Annotated in this window: 19 protein-coding genes; 6 read left to right on the plus strand and 13 right to left on the minus strand. The window is 72.0% G+C overall.

What is annotated here, in order from left to right; genetic code table 11:
- Positions 1–617 (plus strand): beta-xylosidase family glycoside hydrolase (locus ACWEQG_RS11800; protein WP_452283942.1); only part of this gene is annotated, 617 nt, incomplete at its 5' end.
- 106 nt (positions 618–723) lie between these two features.
- Positions 724–1,557: an SAM-dependent methyltransferase gene (locus tag ACWEQG_RS11805; protein WP_452283944.1), complete on the plus strand. Its 834-nt coding sequence runs from the start codon at positions 724–726 to the stop codon at positions 1,555–1,557.
- Positions 1,558–1,600: 43 nt separating this feature from the next.
- Here ACWEQG_RS11805 and ACWEQG_RS11810 read toward each other — a convergent pair whose 3' ends face one another.
- The 3 genes from ACWEQG_RS11810 to ACWEQG_RS11820 all read right to left on the minus strand — a co-directional run bounded on the left by ACWEQG_RS11810 (position 1,601) and on the right by ACWEQG_RS11820 (position 4,101).
- Entirely contained in the window at positions 1,601–2,191 is a 591-nt protein-coding gene (locus ACWEQG_RS11810; protein WP_452283946.1) for a dihydrofolate reductase family protein, read from the minus strand.
- Between the two features lie 75 nt (positions 2,192–2,266).
- Positions 2,267–3,037 (minus strand): NAD(P)H-binding protein, encoded by a 771-nt coding sequence (locus ACWEQG_RS11815; protein ID WP_452283948.1) that lies wholly within the window; start codon positions 3,035–3,037, stop codon positions 2,267–2,269.
- Positions 3,034–4,101 (minus strand): patatin-like phospholipase family protein, encoded by a 1,068-nt coding sequence (locus ACWEQG_RS11820; RefSeq protein ID WP_452283950.1) that lies wholly within the window; start codon positions 4,099–4,101, stop codon positions 3,034–3,036. Before ACWEQG_RS11820 ends, ACWEQG_RS11815 begins: the two co-directional genes overlap by 4 nt.
- Before the next feature lie 63 nt (positions 4,102–4,164).
- Between ACWEQG_RS11820 and ACWEQG_RS11825 the strand changes: the two genes are divergently transcribed.
- Positions 4,165–4,911, plus strand: a complete 747-nt coding sequence (locus ACWEQG_RS11825; protein ID WP_452283952.1) for a phosphotransferase — start codon at positions 4,165–4,167, stop codon at positions 4,909–4,911.
- Here ACWEQG_RS11825 and ACWEQG_RS11830 read toward each other — a convergent pair.
- Positions 4,908–5,309 carry a VOC family protein gene (locus ACWEQG_RS11830; protein WP_452283954.1) on the minus strand — a complete coding sequence of 134 codons (402 nt, stop codon included), beginning with the start codon at positions 5,307–5,309 and terminating at the stop codon, positions 4,908–4,910. The two genes, ACWEQG_RS11825 and ACWEQG_RS11830, sit on opposite strands and share 4 nt — an antisense overlap.
- A gap of 135 nt (positions 5,310–5,444) precedes the next feature.
- Between ACWEQG_RS11830 and ACWEQG_RS11835 the strand changes: the two genes are divergently transcribed.
- Positions 5,445–6,125 (plus strand): hypothetical protein, encoded by a 681-nt coding sequence (locus ACWEQG_RS11835; protein WP_452283956.1) that lies wholly within the window; start codon positions 5,445–5,447, stop codon positions 6,123–6,125.
- Between the two features lie 65 nt (positions 6,126–6,190).
- Here ACWEQG_RS11835 and ACWEQG_RS11840 read toward each other — a convergent pair whose 3' ends face one another.
- From ACWEQG_RS11840 to ACWEQG_RS11850, 3 genes are all read right to left on the minus strand, one after another.
- Positions 6,191–6,769, minus strand: a complete 579-nt coding sequence (locus tag ACWEQG_RS11840; protein WP_452283958.1) for a hypothetical protein — start codon at positions 6,767–6,769, stop codon at positions 6,191–6,193.
- Between the two features lie 147 nt (positions 6,770–6,916).
- Positions 6,917–9,457 (minus strand): FtsX-like permease family protein, encoded by a 2,541-nt coding sequence (locus ACWEQG_RS11845; protein WP_452285079.1) that lies wholly within the window; start codon positions 9,455–9,457, stop codon positions 6,917–6,919.
- 5 nt (positions 9,458–9,462) lie between these two features.
- A complete protein-coding gene (locus tag ACWEQG_RS11850) occupies positions 9,463–10,224 on the minus strand; it encodes an ABC transporter ATP-binding protein (protein ID WP_452283959.1) in 762 nt (253 codons plus the stop codon).
- Positions 10,225–10,485: 261 nt separating this feature from the next.
- Between ACWEQG_RS11850 and ACWEQG_RS11855 the strand changes: the two genes are divergently transcribed.
- Positions 10,486–10,731, plus strand: coding sequence for a heavy-metal-associated domain-containing protein (locus ACWEQG_RS11855; protein WP_452283961.1), 246 nt, complete (start codon positions 10,486–10,488; stop codon positions 10,729–10,731).
- Between the two features lie 28 nt (positions 10,732–10,759).
- Here the strand turns inward: ACWEQG_RS11855 and ACWEQG_RS11860 are convergent, their stop codons facing one another.
- The 3 genes from ACWEQG_RS11860 to ACWEQG_RS11870 are packed head-to-tail and all read right to left on the minus strand — an operon-like array spanning position 10,760 to position 15,009.
- Positions 10,760–13,693 carry an AfsR/SARP family transcriptional regulator gene (locus ACWEQG_RS11860; RefSeq protein WP_452283963.1) on the minus strand — a complete coding sequence of 978 codons (2,934 nt, stop codon included), beginning with the start codon at positions 13,691–13,693 and terminating at the stop codon, positions 10,760–10,762.
- A 42-nt stretch (positions 13,694–13,735) separates the two neighbouring features.
- Positions 13,736–14,812 carry a flavin-containing monooxygenase gene (locus ACWEQG_RS11865; RefSeq protein ID WP_452283964.1) on the minus strand — a complete coding sequence of 359 codons (1,077 nt, stop codon included), beginning with the start codon at positions 14,810–14,812 and terminating at the stop codon, positions 13,736–13,738.
- On the minus strand, positions 14,809–15,009 hold the full coding sequence (locus tag ACWEQG_RS11870) for a heavy-metal-associated domain-containing protein (protein WP_363470110.1): 201 nt from the start codon (positions 15,007–15,009) through the stop codon (positions 14,809–14,811). The genes ACWEQG_RS11865 and ACWEQG_RS11870 overlap by 4 nt, the downstream gene beginning before the upstream one ends.
- 183 nt (positions 15,010–15,192) lie before the next feature.
- Between ACWEQG_RS11870 and ACWEQG_RS11875 the strand changes: the two genes are divergently transcribed.
- On the plus strand, positions 15,193–18,384 hold the full coding sequence (locus ACWEQG_RS11875) for a heavy metal translocating P-type ATPase (RefSeq protein WP_452283966.1): 3,192 nt from the start codon (positions 15,193–15,195) through the stop codon (positions 18,382–18,384).
- A 157-nt stretch (positions 18,385–18,541) separates the two neighbouring features.
- Here the strand turns inward: ACWEQG_RS11875 and ACWEQG_RS11880 are convergent, their stop codons facing one another.
- The 3 genes from ACWEQG_RS11880 to ACWEQG_RS11890 all read right to left on the minus strand — a co-directional run bounded on the left by ACWEQG_RS11880 (position 18,542) and on the right by ACWEQG_RS11890 (position 22,513).
- Positions 18,542–20,320 carry a DUF222 domain-containing protein gene (locus ACWEQG_RS11880; protein WP_452283968.1) on the minus strand — a complete coding sequence of 593 codons (1,779 nt, stop codon included), beginning with the start codon at positions 20,318–20,320 and terminating at the stop codon, positions 18,542–18,544.
- A gap of 309 nt (positions 20,321–20,629) precedes the next feature.
- The gene (locus ACWEQG_RS11885) at positions 20,630–21,301 is read right to left on the minus strand and encodes a hypothetical protein (RefSeq protein WP_452283970.1); all 672 of its coding nucleotides are present in this window, start codon (positions 21,299–21,301) and stop codon (positions 20,630–20,632) included.
- A 39-nt stretch (positions 21,302–21,340) separates the two neighbouring features.
- Positions 21,341–22,513 (minus strand): AI-2E family transporter, encoded by a 1,173-nt coding sequence (locus ACWEQG_RS11890; RefSeq protein ID WP_452283972.1) that lies wholly within the window; start codon positions 22,511–22,513, stop codon positions 21,341–21,343.
- Between the last annotated feature and the right edge of the window lie 81 nt (positions 22,514–22,594).

Genomic DNA, 22,594 nt, shown 5'->3' on the forward strand with positions numbered 1-22,594 from the left:
AACCGCCGACCGGCAGTGACACCTTCACCGGCTCCCAGCTGGGCCCCGAATGGGAGTGGAACCACAACCCCGACACCACCCGATACAGCGTCGGCTCCGGGTTGCGGCTGCAGACCGCCACCGTGACCAACGACCTGTATTCGGCGCGTAACACGCTGACCCACCGCATCCAGGGGCCGTCCTCGACCGCCACGATCCAGCTGGACTACACCAGTATGCGTGACGGCGATCGGGCCGGGCTGGCGATGCTGCGTGATTCCTCGGCCTGGATCGGGGTGCGGCGCGACAACGGGCAGACCCGGGTGGTCATGACCAACGGCCTGGCCATGAACGGCAGCTGGCAGACCACCTCCACCGGCACCGAGGCCGCAAGCGCGGCCGTGTCCGGCGGGCGGATCTGGCTGCGGGTCAACGCCGACATCCGCCCGGGCACCGGCCGGCAGGCCCGCTTCTCCTACAGCACCGACGGAGTGAACTTCACTCCGCTCGGGCCCGCCTTCACCATGGGCAACGCCTGGCAGTTCTTCATGGGCTACCGCTTCGCCATCTTCAACTACGCCACCCAGTCCCTGGGCGGCGCGGTCACCGTCAACCGATTCGACCTGACCACTCCTTGATGAAGGCCCTGCGGTCGTAGTCTGATCACTGAACCCGGTACTCCCGGATTTTCCCGGGAGTACCGGGTCTGATCGCGCTTACGCGGCAATGAGAACAGGAGTACAGATGCCCGACGTGACGGGTCCCGAGCATTCCGAGCAGATTCTGAAGCGGATCAACACCAAGGTCCCGCACCCCGCGCGGATCTACGACTACCTGCTCGGTGGCAAGGACAACTACGCGGCCGACCGCGAGGCGGCCGAGCAACTCGTCAAGGCCTCGCCGGGCACGCGCGAGGGCGTCCGCGCCCACCGCGCCTTCCTCCGCCGAGCGGTACGTCATCTCGCCGCCGAAGCGGGAGTGACGCAGTTCCTCGACCTCGGCACCGGCATCCCAACCCAGGGCAACACCCACGAGATCGCGCAGCAGGCCAACCCCGAGGCCCGCGTGGCGTACGTGGACAACGACCCCATCGTCCTGGTGCATGGTCGCGCCCTGCTGACCGGCACCGGGAGGACCTCCGTGATCGAGGCCGACCTCCGGGAGCCGGAGAAGATCCTCACGCATCCCGAGGTGCTGGCCGTGATCGACTTCACCCGTCCGGTGGGCGTCATCCTGGCGGGTGTCATGCACTTCGTCACCGATCAGGAGGATCCGTACGGCGTGGTCGAGCGGTTCAAGGCCGCCGTGCCCTCGGGCAGCCACCTGCTGCTGTCGCACATCACGCTCGACTTCGCTCCCCAGATGCGCGAGGAGTTGACCAAGCCGTACGACAAGAGCACCGCGCCCATGGTGCCGCGCAGCCACGCCGAGGTGTCGAAGTTCTTCGAGGGCTGGCAACTGGTCGACCCCGGCGTCGTCGAGGTGGTGCTGTGGCGCCCGGACGCGACCGAGCGTCAGGAGCACATCCCGGGCGGGGGGCATGCCTGGGCGTACGGCGGCATCGCGGTCAAGCCCTGACCAAGTTGCCCTGACCGAGTTGCCCTGACCGAGGAGCCCCGCGTCATCCCTCCGCGACCGGCCGGTACGTGCAGACCTGAACGCCGGTGCCGCCGGTGGTCGCGGAGGCCAGTTCGAGTCTGCGCCGCAGGCCGTCGCCGGGGAAGATCGACTTTCCGCCGCCGAGGATGACCGGCATGACGATCAGCCGGAGCTCGTCGGCCAGGCCCTCGTGCAGAAGAGTGCGTACGAGGCTCGGGCTCCCCATGACGACCAGGTCGCCCTCGCCGGTTTCGCGCAGCTTCCGGATGCGGGCGACGGCCCCTTCCCCGGGGATCCGCGTGGTGTTCCAGGCCAGCTCGTCGCCCAGCGTGTCCGACACCACGTACTTCGGCAGCGCGTTCATCCGGTCGGCGAACGGGTCACCGGCGCGCTCCGGCCACGCCGCCGCCATGTTCTGCCAGGTACGGCGGCCGTAGAGCAGTCCTTCCGCCTTCTCCACCGTGTCGTCGAACGCGGCGCCGACGGTTTCGGCGTCGAAGAACGGGCCCACCCACCCGCCGTGGGCGAAACCGCCGTCGGTGTCCTCTTCGGGACCGCCCGGCGCCTGCACGACGCCGTCCAGGCTCATGAACTCGATGACCACGATGCGCATGGCGCTCTCCTCTGCGGCTTGTCTCGATCGGATAGCCCTACCGTAGCCACCGAAAAATAAAATTGTCAATGACGTTCAATCGTTCGGTTGCCCTCCTGCGTGTGCACGTGAGACGACGGTCTCGGCGGGCCGCCCGAGCACCCGTTCGAGGTCGTCGGTCCGCTGCTCCAGCATCCCCGCGCGGATCTGGGCGTTGATCCAGCTCATCGGGCCCGCCCCGGCGTCGGGCACCTCGCGGTAGGGCACGCCGAGCGCCTCGGCCACCTCGGGATAACTCCACAGCGGCCCGGTGAGGTCGTACGCCCGGCCCAGATGTCCCTCATCGGTCAGCACGTTGGCCGCCGCCTCCGCGAGATCCGACCGGAACGCCGTGTTCAGGCCGCGCCCGCCGGTGCTGCTGGTGATCTCACCCTCGACGACCCGCGGGACGAAGGCGTCGCTGTAGAAGGGATGACGCAGGAACGTGTACGGCAGGCCGCTGCGGAGTACGGCCTGCTCGGTGGCGTGATAGGCCTCCGTCATGCCGGTGGCGGCGACGCCGGCCCCCAGGAAGCTGGTGAAGACGACCGCGCCGACGCCGGCCTCCTTGGCCGCGGTCACCGCGTTCAGGTGCTGCCCGATCCTGCGGGCGGTGTCGAGTTCCGGAGAGGAGATCAGGAGCAGACGGGCGGCTCCGTCGAACGCCTCACGCAGACTCGCCGGGTCGTCGTAGTCACCGCGGCGCGCCGGCACGCCCTCGGGCGCGCGGCCGGGGTCGCGCACGGCGGCCACCACTTCCGTACGGGTACGCAGATGCTCGATGACGAGGCGGCCGAGCGCGCCGGAGGCGGCGGAAATCACGATCATGGGGCAAGTGAACTCCCGGCCATCGCCACCCTGCCACCGCTTTTCGGGCGGTAACGGGCGCGGTAGTCGTCCCAGTCCCAGGTGGACAGGAAGGCCGCCGCGGCCGTCCGGCCGTTGAGATAGAGGTGCAGCTTCCGTCGCTCGTCGAGGTCGAAGTCGACCACCCCCACGCCCCCGGTGTCGACCTGGATGGTCCTGGCGCTCACCCAGGGCTGGTTCAGATACGTCTGGTCGTGGCCGACGATCGCGGTCCCGACCAGGGACGTCAGCAGCCGCAGGGCGGGCAGATGGGGAGTCCCGACGAACGGCAGCCTGAGCGTGTCCTCCCGGACCGCGGGGAGCAGCTTCACCCCGAACGTGGGCCAGCGCGGCTGCTCCCCGTCCGGCCGGTCGAGCGTGTCGATGGGGAAGTTGGACAGCACGCCGCCGTCCACGAGCGTCGACACCAGGCCGGTCTCCGGATTGGTGATCGTGACCGGCTCGAAGAAGAAGGGGATCGACATCGAGGCGCGGACCGCGTCGGCCACCCGCTGCCTGCCCGGCTCCGCCACGCCGTAGACGCTCCGGTAGTCCCACGGCAGGCGCACCAGCCGGCCCTGGGTGACGTCCGTGGCGGTCACCACCAGGCTGTAGCGCTGGTCCTCGCCCATCCAGGGCGCCGGGTCGTCGAGCGCCAGGTCGTCGAACGTCTCGACGCCGAGGCCGGCCAGTTCGTTCCCGAGCCACTCCCTCAGGTAGTCGCCCTCGAACACGCCTCGTTCGAACAGCAGGGACAGCAGTGAGAAACCCCTGCCGACCAGCGGGACGCGCTCCACGGCGGACCCGTCCCTGAACCTGCGGTAGTCGACGGCGAACAGGAGCTCGCGCATGCGCTCCGGCGGCATCCCGGCCGCGGCCAGCGCTCCCACCACCGCCCCCGCGGACGTTCCCGCGACACGGGTGCCGGCGGCCCGCCCGAACCGGTATCCGGCCGCGTGCAGTTCGTCCAGCGCGCCGACCAGGCCCACGCCCTTGACGCCGCCGCCCTCCAGCACCAGGTCGGCCCGCATGTCTCCCCCGCCCATCGGCCCCGCCTTTCTTCCATCCGTCCTCGCACTTCGTGCCCGCGGGCGGGGAAAATGGTGGTCATGACCCGTCCCGTACTCGCCTCGGTTCCGGCCGGGCCGGTGGAGGTGCCCGGCGTCGTGGCCGAACTCGCCGGGAGCGACGCCGTCACGCCGGTGTGGCGCAACGAGCTCGGCGGCCTGACGTTCCGGCTGGAGGACGCGGACGGCGGCGCGAGGTACGTCAAATGGGTCGCCGCAGGCACCCCCGAGATCGACCTGCCGGGCGAGGCGGAGCGCCTGGAATGGGCCGGGCGGTGGGCCGCCGTTCCCCGGGCGCTGGCATGGGGCTCGGACGCGGACGGCGCCTGGCTCGTCACGGCGGCGCTTCCCGGCCGCTCGGCGGTGGACCCGCGCTGGACCGCCGACCCCGCCGCCGCGGCGGCCGCGATCGGCCGGGGGCTGCGCCTGCTGCACGACACCCTGCCCGCGCAGCACTGCCCGTACGACTGGAGCGCGGAGCGGCGGCTCCGCGACCGCCACGAGGCCCGGCGGCGTCTCGGCGAGCCGCCCGCCGCCGACCGCCTCGTGGTCTGTCACGGCGATGCCTGCGCGCCCAACACGCTGCTGCACGACGACGGGACGTTCGCCGGGCACGTCGACCTCGGCTCGCTCGGCGTGGCCGACCCGTGGGCCGACCTCGCGGTCGCCGCGTGGAGCACGGAGTGGAACTACGGCCCGGGGTACGACTCCGTCGTGTACGACGCGTACGGCATCGCCCCCGACCCGGAACGCATCGCCTACTACCGGCTGCTGTGGGACGCGACCTAGCCCTCCTGGTCCTGGGGATACCAACGCAGCTCGATGACGTTGCCGTCGGGGTCCTTGACGTAGATCGAGGTGGCGACGCCGCGCGCCCCGAACCGGGGGCCGGGTCCGTCGACGACGGTGAGGACGCCGGAGTCGATGACCTCCTGCCAGTCCAGCGGGTCGACGACCATGCAGAAATGGTCGACGTTCGACTCCCCGCGGGAGCCGCGCAGCAGATCGATGATCGTGTCCGGCGAGACCCGCACCGAGGGGAACGGCGCCTTGCCGGCCCGCCACTCGTCGACGCGCACCGGCTCCAGGCCGAGGACGTCGCAGTAGAACGCCAGCGAGCGCTCGACGTCCTCCACGGTCAGCACCAGATGGTCGAAGCCCTTCACCCGCAAGTTCGCTTTGCTCATGGGCTCCACGATGCCAGGACCGGCCGACAATCCAAGGCCCTCCGCGCGTGACCTATTCGGTATGGGGCCTTCTGCAACACGTTGCGATTGCGGTAGAAGATCACTCGTACCATTTCTCCTCTTTTCGAGGTACATGTGAGAAAGATCCTGCGAGTCGCCGCGGCCCAGATGTTCGCCACGGCCTTCGTCCTCGCCGCCCTGTCCGCTCCCGCCACCGCCGACACGACCGGCGACACGACCGCCGGTACGACTGCCGGCACGGCCGAGAGCGACGCCCAGATCGCCCAGGAGTGGCAGACCGCCTGGGACACCTACAAGTTCTCCGACACCACTCCGCCCGCGCCCGGTTCGGGACGCGGCCGGGTCACCAACAGCATCTCCGTCGACATCGACGCACCGATGCCGGGCACCTTCTACAAGTACTCGGACTTCAACAACCACATGGGCATGAACCCGTTCCTGAAGCGGGTCGTCACCCACAAGCAGTGGGCCGAGCCCCCGGCGCTCTATCGCAACCTCACGGCGATCGAGGAGATCCCGTACGAGGGCATGCTCGTGGTCAGCAAGACGCACGCGCAGCAGCGTCTGTACGCGAGCGGGTTCTACTACGAGACCGACAGCTGGTCGGAGCCCAACGTGGTGACGCACCAGAAGATCACCTTCACGCCGATAGCCGGCGGGAAGACCAGGGTCACCGAGAACCTCACCTTCGAGGCGGACACCACACTGATCGACTTCGTCGCCGCGAACGGCACCGCCGCGCACCAGCAGCTGCAGGCGGCCCTCAAGCAGGCGATCGAGAGCGGCGAGCTCTGATCCCCATCCGGCACTGAGAAGGGCGTCCTCCCGGTGGGAGGACGCCCGTTTCAGTGGGCCCGGCTTCAGCGTCCGATGCCGCTTCTGCTCTCTTCGGCCTGAAGGGTCTGGTTGATCGAGCAGTTGTCGATCCCGTTCTGGCAGTTGCCGCTGAGGGAGTCGGTGAAGACGCTGACGCTCGACACCTGCTGGGTGCCGGCGAAGTCGACGGCGCTGTTGCCCGCGGGGGCGTTCACGTTGCGCTTGCCGGTGGACAACTGGAAGGGCGGGCTGCTGATCGTCGGCGCGTTGGCGGTGTTGATGCCGGTCGTGCGCTGGGTGCCGCCACCGTCGTCGCCATCGCCGAAACCGCCGCCGAACCCACCGCCGAACCCGCCCCGGAAACCGGCCAGACGGGCACCGAGGCGGGCGCCGTGACCATGGCCCTTGTTCCCCTTGCCCTTCTTGCCGTTCTTCCCCTTCTTCCCCTTCTTGCCCTGGCCGCCCTGGCCGCCCTGGCCGTGCGCGCCCGGCGCGTGACCGTGGCCGTGCGGGCCGTGGCCGGCCATAGGGGCCGGCGCCGCCAGTGCCGGCGACGCCGCCGCGACGTTCGACATCGCGATGAGGATCACGGCGACGGCCAGACGCCGGGCGGACGCCGTCATGACGCGCGAGCTCCCTGCCCTGTTGTCGCCCATCCGATCCACACCTGCCTTGTCTCGTGTCATTCGCCTCCGGCGCGTCCGCTTCGGGACACAAGCGGCGCATCCGGCTCATACCCCTCGCTTCGCCTCTCTTTTCCCGCCGAAGGGTCAGGACGTGGCGATGGCGGTCAGCACGTCGAGCCTGGCCGCGCGACGGGCCGGCAGCAGCCCGGCCAGCAGGCCGGCGACGGCGGCCACCGCGACGACGAGCAGGAGCGGACCGACCGGCAGCGTGAGCATGGCCTCGGTGGTGCGGCCCAGCGCGGTGACCGTGCCCGCGGCGAAGGCGACGCCCAGGCCGACGCCCGCGACGATCGCCAAGGCCGCCACGAGGACCGCCTCACCGCGGATCATCCAGCGCATCTGGGCACCGGTCATCCCGACCGCCCGCAGCAGCCCGAGCTCCCGGGTCCGCTCGATGATCGAGAGGGCGAGGGTGTTGGTGATGCCCATCAGCGCGATGAGGACGGTGAGCATCAGTAGCGCGGTCACCAGCCCGAGGACCTGGTCGATCATGGCGTTCCGCCCGGCGACGGCCGCGGCCTGGTCGCGCACCTGTGCGGTCGGGGCGTCGCCGAGGGCCCGTTCGACGGCCTTCTTGGCGTCCGCGTCCCTCACCCCGTCGGCCACCTTGACGAAGACGCTCGCGTCGACGTGTTCTCGGTAGTTCCGCTCGAAGGTGTCCAGCGAGATGACGTAGCCGGTCGACAGCGCCTGGGCGTCGCGGTCACGCAGCAGGCCGACCACCGGGAGACGCTGGACACCGGTGCGGGAGAACGTCATCGCCAGGGTGTCGCCGATCTTGAGGTTGCGTTCCTTGGCGACGTTCGCGGCCAGGACGATCCCGCCGTTCGCGACGGCGTCCAGGCGGCCGGCGACCATGTGGAGCGAGGTGACGCGGGGCAGCGTGACCGGGTCGACCGCGGTGAGCGCCTCGGTCGACTGGCCGTCCTTCCAGTGGCCGTAGCGCAGCCGGGAGGCCACGGCGACCTGCGGCAGCTCGCTGACGTGGTGGTAGGCGTGCGCGGGCAGACCGCCCAGCATCTCGTTGCGGGCGCTCTCCACCACGTAGTCGGCGGTGATCGCCTCGGTGTACGACCGTGCGGTCGAGTCCTTGATCGAGGTCCCCAGCACGGTCATGAAGCTGATGAGCGCGAGGCCGAAGGCCAGGGCCAAGGCGGTCGCGGAGGTACGCCGGGGCGCCCGCGCGGCGGACTCCCGCGCCAGCCGCCCGGGGACGCCGGCCGCACCGAGCGGCCGTCCGAGCAGCCGGATCAGAGCCGGGGTGACCGCGGGCCCGAGCAGGGCAAGCCCCACGACGGTGCAGACCGCCGCCTCCCCGAGCACGACGACCGACCCCGGCCCGGCCAGGACGATCGACAGCCCGGCCGCGCCGAGCGCGGTGAGAACCGCTCCGACGACGGTACGGCCCCAGCCGGCCCGCCCGGGGACGTCGTCGGCCGACGAACGCCGCATCGCCTCGACCGGCGCCACCGAGGCGGCGCGGCGGGCCGGCCCGAGCGCCGACAGGACCGTGACGCCGGCTCCGACCGCGAACGCGACGACCAGGGTCCGGGGCGTGACGACGAGCCCGCCGTCGGGCAGCGTCATCCCGAAGGCCCCCGCGAGGTCGCGCAGCCCCGCCGCGCAGGCGACGCCGAGAGCCGCGCCCGCGGCGGAGGCGGCCAGCCCCACCAGCAGGGCCTCGCCGAGCACCGAGCGCATGACCTGGGCGCCGGTGGCCCCGGCCGCACGCAGGACGGCCAGCTCACGCGTGCGCTGGGTGACGACGATCGAGAAGGTGTTGGCGATGAGGAACGCGCCGACGAGCAGGGCCGCCGCGGCCAGTGCGAACAGCATCACCTGCAGGTAGGAGATCTGCGTCTTGGCCGCCGCCGCGCTGGACGCCGCGACGTCCCGGCTGGAGGAGACCTCGTACCCGGCGCCGATCGCGGCCGACACCGACGACCGCAGCCGCTGGACGTCCGCTCCGTCCGCGGCGAGGACGGCGACCTCCGAGGCGTTCCCGCCGAGCGCGAGCAGACGTTGCGCCGAGGGCCGCGTGACCAGGGCGACAGTGGTCTCGGGCAGCCCCTCGCCGGACCCGAACCCGGCCAGCCCCACCACGCGCAGCCGCTCCGTGCGCTCGGCCCGTACGGTCACCTCGGAGCCGAGGCCGATGCGGTGCCGCCGGGCGGTCGCCGCGTCGACCACGACCTCGCCCTCGGCGGCCGGAGCGCGTCCGGCGCGCAGGGTGAACGCGCCGACCGGGGCGGGCTCCCACGACAGCAGCAATGACGGGCCCGCAGGGACGATGGTCTTCCCGCCCACGCCGAGCAGTCCCTGTCCCCGGACGACGGGGGTGGCGGCGGCCACGCCCGGCACCGCGCGGACGCGGTCCACGACCTCGGCGGGCAGCGGATCCCGCTCGACCTCGACGCCCATGGCCGAGTCGAACGCGGCGGCGTCGCGGACGGTCAGGTCGACCCCCGCGGTGGCCGTGCGGAACTGGTCGTCGAGCAGCCGCTGGGAGGTGTCGGTGAGCACCAGGCTGCCGGTGACGAAGGTCACGCCGAGCAGGACGGCGAGCAGGGTCAGCGCCAGCCTGCCCCGGCGCGCGACGGTGTTGCGGACGATCAGGTGCCACATCGCGATCACTTGTCCTTCGCGCCGAGCCCCGCCATGCGGGCCAGGATGTCCGGAACCTCGGGGTTGTACAGCTCGCCGGCCACCCGGCCGTCGGCGAGGAACGCGACCTGGTCGGCGTACGCCGCGGCGTTTGCGTCGTGGGTGACCATGACGATGGTCTGGCCCAGCTCGTGGGCGGCGTGGCGGAGGAAGCCGAGCACCGCCTCCCCCGCCCGGGAGTCGAGGTTGCCGGTCGGCTCGTCGGCGAAGACGATCCGCGGGCGGGCGGCCAGCGCCCGGGCCACGGCGACCCGTTGCTGCTGCCCGCCGGACAGTTCGGCGGGCCGGTGCCGCAGCCGGTCGGCCAGCCCGAGCATCGCGACGATCTCGTCGATCCACGCCTGGTCGGCGCGCCGCCCGGCGAGGGTCAGCGGCAGCACGATGTTCTCGGCCGCGGTCAGCGTGGGGACCAGGTTGAAGCTCTGGAAGACGAAACCCACGTGCTCGCGGCGCAGCAGCGTGCGCTGCCGCTCGCTCAGCCGGCCGAGGTCGGTGTCTCCGATGAGCACCTGCCCCTCGTCCACGGTGTCGAGGCCGGCCAGGGCGTGCATCAGCGTGGACTTACCGGACCCGGACGGTCCCATGACGGCGGTGAACCGCCCGGCGGGGATCGACAGGGTCGCGCCGTCGAGGGCCCGGACGGCGGTGTCGCCGCGCCCGTAGATCTTCACGACGTCGCGGGCCAGCGCGGCGACGTCGGTACGCGGGAGTGCCTGGGTGATGGTCATTTGGAGGGCTCCTGAGATGTCGTGATCCGGCGGGCGGGGACGGCTCGGTTCCGCCGGTGTTGCTCGGCCTGCCGCAGCAGCTCGTGGTGCCTCAGATGGATCAGCTCGGGGAGGACGGGGAGGATGAGGTGCATGACTGGAGCGTCGCGGTCCGGGCTGTCCGGGGGCTGGCCGCCGGCTTTGCCCGCTCCTGGCGGCCCCCGCGAACCCGGACAGCGGACGGACAGCGGGCCGCCAGACCGTGACGGCACGCTGGACGGCATGGCAGACCAGAGCCGTCAGGGGGCGGCGGAGGAGACGACCGTGCGGGTGCCGGCACTGCTGTGCCGCCGGTGCGTCCGCCTTCTGAGCAGGCACGTACGAGACGTGGCCGGCGTCACCTCGTTCGAGGTCGACGCCGCCCGGGGCCTGCTGCGCGTACGCGGAGACGTGGACGCCGGGCACCTGCGGGCGGCGCTGGCGTCGGCGGGGTTCGCGGGCGACCGGTGCGAGCACCGGCGCGCCTGAGCCGGCTCTGTGCGCTCAGCCGGTGAGCTCAGCCGGTGAGCGCTGCGGCCGTCTCACGGGCGCGGGCGGCCTCGTCGGGCAGTCCCGCCTCGGCGGCGCAGTCGGCCAGGAACGACCACAGGCGAGCCCTGGCCCAGGGGAACTCGCCCTCCTTCAGCAGGGCCACCGCGTCCCGGCATTCCTGGGCGGCGAGGTCGGCCTTCCCACGCACGCGCGCCATGCGGGCGCGGCCCCACGCGGCCCACGCCTGGCAGCGGGGGTTGCGCGCCCGGCGAGCGACGTCCCGGGCCTCGGCGAGCAGCGCCGTCACGTCGTCGTGTTCGTCCAGGTCCAGCCGGGTGTGGGCCATGTGCACGAGGGCGAAGGCCAGCCCGTGGAGGGAGCCCTGGCCGCGCACGTCGTCCTCGGACTCCCGCAGGACGGCGAAAGCCTCCTCCCGCCGTCCGGACTCCCGCAGGGCGATGGCGAGGTGCGCGAGGATCGCGCTGCCGATGACCCGGTCACCCGTGACCCGGGTCAGCTCGAGACAGCGCCGCCACTCGACGGCCGCGGTCGCGAAGTCGCCCAGGCGAAGGGCCAGCAGGGCCTCCAGATACTGGCTCATGCCCAGCCACCAGCCGCCGTCGGCGTCGCCCAGGTCGCGGCGGCTTCGCTCGATCATCGCCCGGTAGCGCACGGCGTCTCCGCCGTACTGGCCGGCCCAGGCCACGACGAGCCGGGAGATCGCGGCGTTGCGTACGTCGCCGATCTCCTCGAAGACCTCGAGGCTCTCCTCGGCGGCGGCGACCGACTGCGGGGTCGGGTAGTAGACGTGCAGGAATCCGATCCCCTGCAGCGCGCGGGCCCGTGCGACGGTGGAGCCGCCGCCAGTCTCCAGCAACATGGTCAGCGCCCGCGTGCCCTCGTAGCGGATCCCGTAGTTCCAGAACCACACGAGCGCGCAGGCCAGCCGGTAGCCGTTCTCGACGTCGCCGCCGTTCACCGCGTGGTCCACGGCGGCGCGGAAGTTGTCATGGTCGTCGTTCAGCCGGGCGAACACGGCGGGGTCGCGGACGCCCAGCCCGTGCTCCTCGGCGAGGCGGACGAAGTGGGCCAGGTGGCGGTCGCGGCACTCCGCGACCTCCCCGGCCTCCTCCAGCCGGGTCCACGCGTAGTCGCGGACGGTGACGAGCAGCCGGAACCGCCCGGTGGCCGGTTCCGGCACCACCAGGGACCGGTCGACCAGCCGGAACAGCAGATCGAGCACCTCGCCGCGGCTGACGCCGCCGCGTTCTCCGGGGAAGGCGCACACCTCCTCCGCCGCGGCCGGGGTCCAGCCGCCGCGGAACACCGCGAGGCGGCGCAGCAGCAGCCGCTCGGCCTCCGGCAGCAGATCGTGGCTCCAGTCGAGGGTGGCGCGCAGCGTGCGGTGGCGGGCCTCGCCGGTGCGGGGTCCCGCCGTCAGCAGCGAGAACCTGTCCGCCAGCCGGGCCTCGATGTCGGCCGGAGACAGCGCCTTGACCCGGGCGGCGGCCAGTTCGATGGCGAGCGGCATGCCGTCGAGCCTGCGGCAGATGGACGCCACCACGGGAGCGGTCTCGGCGTCGAGCGTGAACGAGGGCCGTACGGCACGGGCCCGCTCCGCGAAGAGCCGGACGGCGGGATCGTCTCCGAGCGGGCCGACCGCGACCTGCACCTCGCCGGGTATCGCCAGCGCCTCCCTGCTGGTCGCCAGCACGCGCAGGCGCGGGCAGGCCGCGGCCAGCCGCTCCACGAGAACGGCCACGTCGTCCACCACGTGCTCGCAGTTGTCGACCACGAGCAGCGTGCGGCCGTCCCGCAGGTGCTCCTCGACCGCGTCGGCCGCTCCGCTGCCCTGCGTCACCACGCCCAGCTCGGCGGCGAAGGCGCCGGCGACGTCCGTCCCCGGCTCCAGGGCGGCCAGGCGGACCGGCAGCACGCGGTCGACCAGTGTTCCGACCGGCGTCTCGTCCGGCGACTCGCTCACCCTGCGCGCGATCTCGAACGCGAGCGTCGTCTTGCCCATCCCGCCCGGGCCGGTGAGCGTCACCACCCGCGCCTCCACGAGCCGCTCCAGCGCCGTCGTCACGTCGTCCTGGCGGCCGATCACCGACGTCAGCCGTCGCGGCAGCCGGTCGGCGCTCTCCGGCGCCCGTCCCCGCTCGGGTGCGGCGGGCGGCCCCCCGGCGGACGGAACCTGCTGGCGGAGGATCGCCTCGGCGAGCGCCTGCAGCTCCGGCGACGGGTCGATGCCGAGCTCGTCGGCGAGACCGCGGCGCAGCGCCTGGTAGGCGGCCAGCGCCTCCGCCTGCCGCCCGCCCCGGTACAGCGCGAGCATCAGCAGACGGTGCAGCCGCTCCCGCAGCGGGTGCCGCGCCACCAGGCGTTCGATGTCGGCGACCGCCTCGTTGTGCCCGCCGGACTCCAGCAGGAGCTCGATCCGGTCCTCGACCGCGCCCAGCCGCAGCTCCTCCAGCCGGGCGCTTTCCGTCGTCGCCCACGTCGTGTGGCCGACGTCGGCCAGCGCGGGCCCCCGCCACAGCCGCAGCGCCTCGTCCAGGCAGCCGATGGCGGCGGTGACGTTCCCGGCGGCCGTCTCCTCTCGTGCGCGGACGAGCAGGCGCTCGAACACGTTCGCGTCGACGGCCTCGGCGGGCGCGGCGAGCCGGTATCCGGGGGCCTGCGTGACCAGGACGTCCGCGCCGAGCCCGGCGGCGGCGAGGGCGCGGCGCAGCTTGGACACCCGGATCTGCAGGGCGTTCGCCGCGTCGGCCGGCAGGTCGTCGCCCTCGTCGCCCCACAACGCGTCCGTCAGGGCGTCCACCGGCACCACCCGGCCGCAGGACAGGGCCAGCCGGGCCAGCAGCGCCCGCACGGACGGCGGCAGGGCCGCCGGGGAGCCGTCGGCCCCCCGCACCTCGGTGGGCCCGAGAACCGCGAACGTCACGGCGGTGTTCGGCATGTCACTCCTCGTCATCCCCGGCCCCGCCGGGACTGCCCAATATTAAGGGGCAATGAGTGATTTGCCGGGATTATTTGCGGCGGCGGTCAGCCGCTCGGCCAGGACGCGCGCGTCGCGCCCCACCCACCCCAGCACGGACGAGCCGCGGGTCCGCTGCCAGGGCAGACCGAGGAAGTACAGCCCCGGCCAGGCCGTCACGCCCTCGCGATGCACCGGCGCCCCCTGCTCGTCCAGCACCGGCACGTGCAGCCAGGGGTAGTGCGCACGGAAACCGGTGGCCCAGACGACTCCGTCGGGGCGCACGCGGCGGCCGTCCGCGAGGACGACGTCCCGCCCTTCGGCGTCCACGGCGCGGTCCACCCGCTCCACCCGCCGCAGCAGCCGCTTCACGTCGGTCCCGATGATCAGCTCCCGGTTTCCGACGCGGCGCCCGATCCGGCTGTCACCGCGGATGCCCATGAAGCCCAGGTGGGAGAACCACCAGAACAGGTCACGGCCCAGCACGCGCTGCGGCAGCACCCGGCCCATCGACGAGACCGACAGCCGGACCCGCCGTCCGCTGCCGGCGAGCTCCTCGGCGATCTGCACACCGGTGTTGCCCGCGCCGACGACCAGGATCTCGCCCATGGGGAGCTGCTCCGGACGGCGATACCCGGTGCTGTGCAGCTGAGGGACGCTGGGGTCGAGGCCCGACGCGAAGGCGGGCGTCCGCGGCGTGTGGAACGCCCCCGCCGCGACCACGACCCGCGCTGCGGTGTAGGCCCCTGCCGAGGTCTCGACCAGGAACCGCTCCCCCTCGGGCCGTACGGCCGTGACGTGACGGCCGAGGTGCACGGGGAGGGCGAACCGCTCCGCGTACGCCTCCAGGTAACCGGCCACCTCGTCCTTGTCCGGGTGGCCGTCCGGGTCTCCCGGGAACGGCAGGCCCGGCAGCCCGTCGTACCGGCGGGGCGTGAACAGCGTGAGCGAGTCCCACCGGTGGCGCCATGCGTCTCCGACCCGTTCGTGCGCGTCGAGGATGGCGAACCGCTCACCCGCGCGGCGCAGGTGGTATCCCAACGCCAGCCCGGCCTGCCCGCCACCGACGACCAACGTGTCGTAGTCGGTGTGGCCGGTCACGCCGCCACCTCGTAGCCGGCCTCGGCGATGGCCGCGCAGACGGCGTCGCGGGCGGCGGAGCCGGTGACCACGACAGTCTTGGCGGTGAAGTCGACGGCCACCGAGCCGACGCCGGGCACCTCGCCGACGGACTCCGCGATCGCCTTGACGCAGTGGCCGCAGCTGATGGCCGGCACGGACAGCACGAGCTGGTTCATCGTTCGTTCCTTCGCGTCGCGGGCCGCTCCGTACGGCCCGGATGAGAAGACCATGCCGGGCGGCGCTGTCCGGCCCCTGTCCCGAGCCCGACAGGGCGGACAGGGACCGACAGGAGACGGGCAGCGGGGGGAAAGCGCCGGGCGGGATCGTCGCCTCGAAGCATTCAACCAGGAGGTGGAGCGATGACGGCCATGACGACCGTGCGGGCGCTGGACATCGGCGGCATGACCTGCGCGTCCTGCGTCCGCAGGGTGGAGAAGGCCCTCACCCGTGTCGACGGGGTGGAGGCGGCCGAGGTGAACCTCGCCACCGAGGTCGCCACCGTCACCTACGATCCCGCCCGCGTCACCGTCGAGATGCTCGCCGAGTCGGTCGTACGCGCCGGGTACACCGCCCAGACCACCGTGCCGGAGCCGGGACCAGAACCTGAGCCGGAGCCGGACGGCGAGCAGGACGGGGATGTCGTCCGGCTGAAGCGCACCTGGCAGGCCACCCTCGCCGCCGGGCTGTCGATGATGGTGCTGATGTATCTGCCGCTGCCCATCGACGCGATGGACTGGCTGATGCCGCTGCTGCTGGTCGTCGCGACGGTCGCGCAGTTCTGGGCGGGCCGGCCCTTCTACCGCGCCGCCTGGGCGGCCGGCCGGCACGGCGCGGTCAACATGCACACACTCGTCGCCCTGGGCACGACGGTGGCGTACGGCTACAGCGCCTTCGTCACGCTGTGGCCGGCCGCGGCGGAGCGGCTGGGGCTGCCGCTGCACGTCTACTTCGAGATCTCCGTCGTCGTCATCGCGCTCGTCCTCATGGGCCGGTGGATGGAGGCGAGGGCCAAGAAGCGGACGACCTCGGCCATCAAGGAGCTGCTCGGGCTGCGGCCGAAGACGGCCCGCGTCCTGCGCGGGGACGCCGAGATCGAGGTCCCGGTCGAGGACGTCGTCGTCGGTGAACTCGTCCGGATCCGCCCGGGCGAGAAGATCCCCGTCGACGGCGTCGTCACCGCCGGCGTCTCCACCGTGGACGAGAGCATGATCACCGGCGAGAGCATGCCGGCGCGCAGGGGCGAGGGCGACCCGCTGATCGGCTCCACGATCAACCGGACCGGCTCGGTCGTGATGCGGGCCACCGCCGTCGGACAGGACACGACGCTGGCGCAGATCGTGCGGCTGGTCGAGCGGGCGCAGGGGTCGAAGGCGCCGTTGCAGCGCCTGGCCGACACGGTGTCCGGGTGGTTCGTGCCCGCCGTCATCGGCATCGCCGTGCTCACCTTCGCCGTCTGGGCGGTCTTCGGCCCCGACCAGGGAAGGCTCACCTTCGGCATCGGCACCGCCATCGCCGTACTGATCATCGCCTGCCCGTGCGCGCTCGGCCTGGCCACTCCCACGGCGATCATGGTGGGCACCGGGAAGGCGGCCGAACTGGGCATCCTCATCTCCGGTGGCGACGCGCTCGAACAGGCCCGCCGCCTCACCACGGTCGTCCTGGACAAGACCGGCACGATCACCCGGGGCCGTCCCGATGTGACCCACCTCGCCGCCGTCGCGGGTGGGGACGCCGACGAGCTTCTCGCGTACGCCGCGGCGGCCGAGACGGGCTCCGAGCACCCCCTCGGTGAGGCGATCGTGACGCGCGCCCGGGACCGCGGGCTCCGCCTGCCCGAGATGGAGGGATTCGACGCCGTACCCGGTCACGGCATCGAGGCCCGGGTGGCCGGCCGGGCCGTGCTCATCGGCAACGCCGCGCTCATGCGCCGCCACGACGTGGGCGTCGGCGAGCTGGAGCAGATGGCCGCCACTGCGGCGGCCGAGGGAGCGACCCCCATGTACGTCGCCCTCGACGGCCGCCTCGCCGGACTGATCGCAGTGGCCGACACGATCCGGCCCGAGTCGCGCGAGGCGGTCGACCGGCTGCGCGCGCTCGGCCTGGAGGTGTGGATGCTGACCGGCGACAACCGGGTCACCGCCGACGTCGTCGCCCGGCAGGTCGGCATCGACCACGTGATCGCCGACGTACGGCCCGAGGACAAGGCGGCCCGCGTGGCCGCCCTGCGCGAGAACGGCGCGGTCGTCGCCATGGTCGGCGACGGGATCAACGACGCCCCCGCGCTGGCGACGGCCGACCTCGGCATCGCCATCGGCACCGGGACCGACGTCGCCATCGCGGCCTCCGACATCACCCTCGTGGGCGGCGACCTGCGCGGCATCGTCTCGGCCATCGACCTGTCCCGGCGCACCGTCACCACCATCAAGCAGGGACTGGCCTGGGCGTTCGTGTACAACGTGCTGTTGATCCCGGTCGCCGCCGGTGTGCTGTATCCCTTCAACGGCGTGCTCCTCGACCCGTCCCTCGCCGCCGCCGCCATGGCGATGAGCTCGGTCAGCGTCGTCACCAACGCGCTGCGCCTGCGCCGCTTCCGGCCCGGCTCCGCCGTGTCCCGGCTCGCCGACTGGGGCTATCTCGCCGGCATCGCCTGCCTCGCGCTGGCCGTGGGCGCCGGGTTCACCGCGCTCAGCCGTACGGAGGCGGCGCAGCGCGGGATGAACGGCGTGCTCGCCTGGGCGCAGGACACCGGCATGCCCATGCGGCCCGCCATGAGCGTGATGATGACGGCCGAGACCGAACCCGTTCCCGCCGAGGACGCCGGCGTCCGGATGGACATCCGGGTCCCCTGGGACGTCACTCCCGGCGTCCCCGCCACCGTCCGCATCCAGCTGACCGATCCCGCGACCCGCCGTCCCGTCGACGACGTCGTACGCAGCCACGAGGCGTGGATGCACTTCATCACCACCCGCTCGGACCTGGGCACCTTCTCCCACGTCCACCCCGAGCCCACGGGCCGGCCCGGCGAGTTCTCCGTCCGGCTGACCTTCCCCACCGCCGGCCGCTACCTCGTCAACGCCGAGTTCCGGCGGCGCGGGGAGATGACCGACGTGCTCGACCACCAGGAGATCACGATCGGCCGCCCGGAGGCTTTCGTCACCTCCGAAACGACGACGCCGTCCCCCCGCGAGCAGGTCGTCGGCGGCCTCCGGGTCACCCTCGACGGCGAGGCCGAAGCGGGCGGCAGGAGCGACCTCACCTTCCGCTTCGCGGACGCCTCGACCGGCAGGCCCGTCTCCGGCCTGCGCCCCTACCTGGCCGCCGCCGGGCACGTGGTGATCATGCCGCTCGACGGCGACGGATTCGCCCACGAGCACGCGGAGGCCGAGGACGACCAGGGCCGCCCCGTCTTCGCCCTCCCGGGTCAGACATTCGGGCCCGAACTCGGCCTGCACGCCCGGTTCCCCCGCCCCGGCCTGTACCGCCTGTGGGGACAGTTCCGCGACGCACAGGGCCGGGTCCTCACCACGACGTTCACCGTCGAGGCCCGCTAGTCACGCGCACAGCACTGGCACAGCACGGGCACAGCTCGCGCACTTCGCAGCCCGCCGGCTCTGCGCATCCGTACGGCACCCCGCTCGGATGTGCAGAGCCTCAGCGTGTGCAGGGACGTGTGCGGGGATCGGCGTCACGCTCACCGCTCGCGGGGCGCTATACCTGCAGTCGCCTGGTCCGGGCCGGGTGGTAGGTGAAGGCCCAGCGGTCTGTGCCGATCTTGCGGCGGGTGTAGTGGTCGGGGTTTTGGTAGCGGTCGCGGTTGTGGAACTGGCAGGCGGGGCCGAGGAGTTTGAGGTCGGTCAGGCCGCCGGTGCTCCAGTTGTCGGCGTGGTCGATCTGGCATCTGGTGGCGGGCAGGGGGCAGCCGTCGATCCAGCAGGTGGCGTAGCGGGCGAAGATCGCCCGCCGCTGGGCCGGGGTCGCCAGGCGGACCTTGCGGCCCATGTCCAGCACCTGCCCCTCGGCATCCATCACCAGGCGCACGAGGGTGGAGGTGCGGGCCAGCCGGTGCACGCCGGAGACGGGCAGCACCTGCCCGGTCGCCAGCAACAACCCCGGCGCCGTCCCCAGCAGTGGACCCAGCAGTGGACCCAACACCGTGCCCAGCCGCGCCCCCGACAGCCCTCCGGCCGACGCTCCCGGTCCTGGTCCCGGCGGCGTCCCCGGCTCTGCTCCCGGTGACGCCTCCGGCTCTGATCCCGTCGGCCTCTCCGGCTCTGGTCCGGACAGGCCGGACCGCGTCTCCGTGCCTCCCGGCCCATGCCGGACCTCCCCCGCAGGCCGAGGCCCGGCGTGGGTGGGAGAGTCGGAGGTATCTCCGGGAGGATCAGGCGATCGCCACTCGCTCCACCGCGACTCCCACGAATGCGACTCCTGCCGCTGCGACGTGCTTCCCTGTGACTCCCTCTGCTGTAGCGCGCTCTGCTGAGACTCCCGCCGCTTCGACGAGCTGCTCTGCTGTGACTCGCCCTGCTGTGACTCGCCCTGCTGTGACTCGCCCTGCTGTGGCGCGCTGTGCTGTGGCTCTTGCTGCGACTCGCTGCGCTGGCTGCTCTTCGCCTGCGCGCGTCCGGTCACGTCATCGCCGGACCGCACGTCGCGGGGCCCGGGCTCTTCAGAGGTCTCAGAGGTCTCGGGGTGGTCGGCGCTGGCGGGGTGGCCGGCACTTCCAGCGTGCTCGGGGGCGGTGTCGGTGTCGGGGGTGGGGTCGGTGGGGAGGGATTCGGCGTTGACCAGGACCAGGAGCTCGGCGGCGATCTTCTCCTCCAGCAACGCCATGAACGCATCCGCCTGACGCACCCGCAGCGGCCGGTCATCACCCTCGGCCTTGGGCCTGGCATAAGCGTCCAGCAACGCCTGCAACCGCGCGGCGTGCTCACGCGGCAGATAGAACTCCCCCTCCAGGCCGCCGCCCTTGCCCGGGCGGACCCGAAGGAACCGCCGCCCGTAGTCGGCCCGCTCATCGCGGTCCTCACCATCGGGGTCCAGCACCGCCCGCAGATAACGGCCCGCCTTGGCCACCTCCGCCGCCCCCGCCCTGCCCGCCAGCTCCACCAGGATCGGCTCGGCCAAGCCGGCCTGCTCATCCGACAGACCGCAAACCGCAGCACAGATGGCCTCGGCCACCCCCGCCGCCAACCCACCCGCGGCGAACATCTCCCGCACCCGCGGCAGACGCGCCAACTCGACGCCCAAGGTCAGCAGCCGGCCCGCACCCGCGACCGTCATCCCGCCGGTGGTGCGCAGCCAGCTACGGGTGGAGGCATGCCCATGCCGCTTGGCCTGCCCCGCCCGATGCACCCGCCCCACCCGATCAGCCAACGCCGAGGTGATCCGATCCCGGGCGAACAACAGGTCCTCGGCCTCGGCTAGGCAGATGTCCACATCGTCCGGAACCGGCGCCAGCGCCAACGACTGCGCCGACTCACGCAACGACCCCACCAGCACCCACGACGACCGGCCCCTACCATCGGCGGTCCCGCGGTTAGTGGGGGCGTCATCCTCCACTTTTTGGTCGCGGGCTGCCTCGTCGCGGGCTGCCGAGCCGTCGGACGACCACAAAGGAGAATCGGCAGTCAGCCGATCCCACCAGCCGCCGTCCGCATTATTCGAACGATGGAGGCGCTCAGGATCGAGGTCGAACAGATCCATCGCACCTCCTCGTCGCTTGATTCGAAAACCTGTATGAATTTTCTCCCAGCCGACTCACCTTGAGCAACCTGACCAGGCGATTTGTTGGAGCTACAGGCGCGGCAGGAGATCGAGCAGGGCGTGGAACACGTAAGAGAGCCCGACCGCGACAAGGACGGGAATGACCACGCTGAGACAGACAGCCAGAGCGCAGCCGCGACCTCCGCTCAGAGGGTTGGGAACCGGTTCCTGCGGCTCCACTCCATGCCATAGGGATCGGGGTTCGAGGAGAAGGAACAGCATCGCGCCCACCTCGCCGACGGTGAACAGCCAGAACCAGGCCCATCTGTTCCCCAGCCTGGGCCGTTCTATGCCGAGCATGACGAGGAGCGCGGCGACCCAGGCGACGCCGACGGGCCAGGCCGCGCCGCGGACCGGCACACGGAACGGCCAGCCCGAGAAGAATCCCTGGCGGGACTGAGCCGGCACGGCCTCCGGGCGGGGAACGGCGGCATCGAGATCGCGAAAGAGGTGACTGCGGGTATGGGCCTCGGACTGGTCGGCGTGGTACCAGAACAGGGGGCCCGTCGACCAGCGCAGGTCCACCGGATCCCCCCGGTAGATCACATACGTGACCTGCCCGGCCCGCAGCGCAGCGTGGAAGTCCGCGAGGGTGCGCTCGCGCGGCGTCAGGCTGAGCACGGTCACCAGAGCGCCCCACAGCAGCACGACGAGCAGCACCACGCGCACCCACAGCCCCGCGATCCGGTACGGCAGTCGCATGATCCGAGCTTCACACGGGCGCGCTGTCCGGGAAAAGCGCTACAGCCGGTCCTGCCGGGGCAGCACCACCTCGCGGGCCAGGAGGAGCAGGGCCGCCGCCAGCGGGATGCCTAGCAGGGCCCCGACGATCCCGAGCAGCGCCCCGCCGAGGAGCGCCCCGACGATGGTCGCCACGGGCGGTACGTCGACCGACGACTTGAACACCTTCGGGGAGATCCAGTAGTTCTCGACCTGCTGGTAGACGACGAAGAAGACCACGCAGGCGATGCCGGCCTGCACCGAGGAGAGGAAGCCCACGCCCGAGGCCACGACCGCGCCGATGACCGCGCCCACCAGCGGGATCAGGTCGGTGACCGCGACGAAGATGGCCAGCGCGAGCGCGTACGGCACCTTCATCATGGACAGGAACAGGAAGGTCACCACTCCGGCGATCAGCGAGATGATCAGGTTGCCCGCGACGTAGCCGCCGATCTGGTTGATGATCTCGTCCCCGAGCAGGCGGACCCGCGTACGGCGTGAGCGGGGCACGAACCGGTAGGCCGTCTCCTTGATGGAGTTGAGCGACCCGAGGAAGTAGAGCGTGAGCACGAGCACGGTGAAGCCGCTGAACAACGCGCTGATCACGATGCTCGCCACGCCGAGGAGACCGCCGAACATCTGGGTGGCGAGCCCGCCGCCCGCGACGTACTGCTGGATCTTGTCGAGGATCTGGTAGCGCTCGTCCACCGAGCGGATCACCGGATGGTTCTGGAGTTGCTGCACGTAGTCGGGCAGTTGCCGGACGAACCCGGTGGTCTGCTCGGTGAGCGGCGGCACGACCGCGAGCCCGAAGACCACGAAGAACGCGATGACCGACCCGAACACGATCGTGATCGCGAGGCGGCGGGACAGGTTGCGCCGCTGGAGCGCCTCGACCGCGGGATTGAGGCCGATGGCCAGGAACAGGGAGACCACGATCAGCACGATCGCCGAGCCCGCGCTGGCGATCGCCTGGACCAGGAGCCAGGCGGTCAGCACGCCCAGGGCGCCGATCAGGCCGAACATGAACGGGTTGCCACGCAGCGGGCGTCCCGGCAGGCCGAACGGCCGGTCGAGGGGCATGTCGTGGTCGTGGTCCTGTGGGTTCACGCCGTCCCGGGACCGGTCGGGGGCCGCCGGAGAGCCGGCCGGCTCCGGCGTCGTCTCGCTCTGACCGGGGAGCGAGGGGAACACGCTGGAGATGCCGCTTCCTGGGGAAAGACCGCTGTCGGACACGCCCCCACTGCTGCCCAACCAAGGTCACTTGACACGGAT

The sequence above is a fragment of the Microbispora sp. NPDC004025 genome (assembly GCF_053604425.1).